This window comes from Parasphingorhabdus sp. (assembly GCF_036963705.1).
Classification (GTDB): Bacteria; Pseudomonadota; Alphaproteobacteria; order Sphingomonadales; family Sphingomonadaceae; genus Parasphingorhabdus.
The window spans coordinates 1-2,605 of the sequence record NZ_JBALUT010000140.1; the positions used below are offsets into that span (position 1 = coordinate 1).

The 2,605-nt window shown below is 56.0% G+C and carries 3 protein-coding genes and 1 pseudogene; 2 read left to right on the top strand and 2 right to left on the bottom strand.

Annotated elements, in window-relative coordinates:
* Positions 1-363: pseudogene (locus V7680_RS15400) on the top strand (FAD-binding oxidoreductase); the annotation flags it as partial.
* A 31-nt stretch (positions 364-394) separates the two neighbouring features.
* Positions 395-751, top strand: coding sequence for a c-type cytochrome (locus V7680_RS15405; protein WP_335654136.1), 357 nt, complete (start codon positions 395-397; stop codon positions 749-751).
* On the opposite strand, the gene V7680_RS15410 is transcribed toward V7680_RS15405, so the two are convergent.
* Together V7680_RS15410 and V7680_RS15415 are read right to left on the bottom strand one after the other, a co-directional pair.
* Positions 744-1,274, bottom strand: coding sequence for a TIGR02444 family protein (locus tag V7680_RS15410; RefSeq protein ID WP_335654137.1), 531 nt, complete (start codon positions 1,272-1,274; stop codon positions 744-746). The genes V7680_RS15405 and V7680_RS15410 overlap by 8 nt on opposite strands.
* A gap of 211 nt (positions 1,275-1,485) precedes the next feature.
* Complete coding sequence (locus V7680_RS15415) at positions 1,486-2,295, bottom strand: IclR family transcriptional regulator (RefSeq protein ID WP_335654138.1); 810 nt, start codon at positions 2,293-2,295, stop codon at positions 1,486-1,488.
* Positions 2,296-2,605 lie beyond the last annotated feature (310 nt).

Sequence of the window (2,605 nt, forward strand, 5' to 3'; positions counted from 1 at the left end):
CTGACGGTCAACCCGGTTAGCCCGGTCGATGGTGAAGACGCGATGCGTCTCTACGAGCTTTCACGCGATACCTGCGCAGAGCATGGTTTCGATATGGTCAGTGAAACTGTCGCCATATGGCGTTCAGCCAACCACCGCCAGTTCCTCCCGAGCACTGGCTCGGACCAGTCCAGCGCAGCGCGCGCTCGCGCCTGCGCCGAAGCATTGATCGCGGCACAGGCGGAGGCCGGATTCGGGCAGGTATTCACCGAACCGGGCCTGCGCGCCACGGTCGATAAGACATTCGCTTCGGGCGGACTTTCGACACTCCACGCGAGGGTCAAAGAGGCCCTTGACCCAACTGCGCTGTTTGGGTCCGCCTGATCTGCCCTGCAATGAATCGAGTAAGAGGCATATGAAAAAACTGATCGCCATTTCGCTCCTTGTCATATTGAGCGCCTGCAACAGCGACCCGACGGTCGAAAAACCCGACGGCGCAGAGAATTATGCTTTGATGTGCGCCGGATGCCATGATCCCGGCCCGGGTCACCCTGGAACCATGCTGCTTGAACAAGCGGGACGACCGGTGGCATCGCTGATCGGCAGAGACGATCTTGAGCTGGAATATTTGCGCGCGATCGTGCGTCAGGGGCTAATCGAAATGCCGCCATTCCGGCCAACTGAGCTGAGCGACGCAGAGATCGATGACATTTACGCTCATATCATGAGCGCAGAACCGCCCGTGACGACACCGGCGATGCCGGTTAAGTAAGGGCCTTGAGGGCCAACCGCGTCAACAGCGCGGCAGTACCCTCCAGAGCCGGAATTGCCGTGCGATAAGCCTCCAGGCTCAATCGCGCGGCGGATTGTGCGGACAAGTCCAGTGGTTGGCCCTGTTGCTGGCCATCATAGGCAAGACATCGGACCAGTTCGATCTGGATCTGGCGTTCCATCTGAAGTTCGCTCGCCTTCAGGCTGGTGTAAAGCTTGTCTCTCGCAGCTACCGCTTGCAGGTCCGGTGCCTGCTGAAGCCACGACTTGGCCCACCGCCGCGCACCGCGCACCGGCCAGACCATGTTTTCGTTCAATGCAGCAACACCACCTAGCAGGTCGCCGATCTCGAATTGGCTGAGAGCCCTGCCCTCGCCTTGCGCCAGCCATAGACATAACAATAAAATGTTGACGTCGAAACCATGCTCGTCCTGCAGAACCAAGCACAGGTCAGCAACTTGCGGTCTTGCATAGACTTCGAGCGAAAATTGCCAGAATTCGTCAATGGTTTTCTCTCTTTTCATCGTCTTCTCTGCAGCAGATCGGGTATAACCCGGCATTTACCCTACCCCGCCCTTCCGAAGACGGACAATCGGATCAAGAGGGTCAACGTGGCAGACGTGCCCCCGCGGATTTCATCCCAGTCCGTCGAAAGTCCGGCCCTCAGCGATGGATGGACGAGATAAAGAGAACGAGGTATTCTGAAGAGCAGTTCATTGGCATCGACCTTGGCCATCAAGGCTTACGCTGCCAACCTATTGCCATGCTAGCACTGCGCGCCACATCAATTATCCGATCGATCTTAGCCTTGCTGAAAAACGTCTTTTGTTCTGCACGGGCCAAAATACTCATCGTCGCGACCAAGCGATCTTGAGAATCCAGGACCGGCACCGACGTCGCCGATAGTCCCGGTACGACAGTTCCGTAAGTCCTGGCGAAACCTACCCGCCTGGCCTCGTCAATCTGGGCGGCAAGTTCTAGGTCATCGACGACAAGACCCTCCGCCCGCTCGTGTTCGACCCGTTCCCTGGTCTGTTCAGGAGTGCAATGCGTCAGAAAGAGAATGCCGGTCGACGATGTCTGCAATGGCAAGACCGATCCCGTGTGCAGAGATGTAAACAGCGGCATTCCACCATCGATCCAACGAATGACAGTTGGCCCGTAATCGCCCCACACGGAAAGCAAGCCGGTGGTTTTCATTTCTGCCAAAAGATCTTCCAAATGCTCCGCGGCTATGCGCATGGTGTCCAGCCGTGCCATTGCCGCCAAGCCCAGACGGACCGTGAGCCCCCCCAAATAATACCGCCCGCTCCTTTCGTCCTGTTCGGCCACCCCGGTATTCACAAACGAAAGCAAATACCGGTGGGCTTGGCTGCGGGACAGACCTGAATGGTCTGCTACTTCGCGGAGAAAGGCCCCCTCACCTCCTCCGGTCTCCACTAAAGCCAGTAAAACGCGCACCCCAATTTCAACTGACTGAATGGATTTTCTTTTATCATTATCTTCTTTGAACCCATTTTCAAATTCTTCACCAACTTTCTTCATATCGTGGTCCATGATTTTCCAGTTTATCAACTATGGTGATGATGAGTGAGATGCCAGACGCTTTCCCTCAAGTGTGGGTCGGAGTCGAGCAAAATTCTTGTGCACAGGTTCGTCTGAAAAGATGATCAGCGACGCGAAGTGGGTTCATCTGCTTGCGCAAACTCCTGGAACCGGATTGTCGCGCGGAGCTCTTTGGAAGGTATGGTTCGATAGCGACTTTTCAAGACTGGTCTAGCTGAGGATCAATCTTCATCTAACCGCGCGGCGATAGCATTGGGTATGGCCGGGTCATCGATCGTTGGCGGCACAC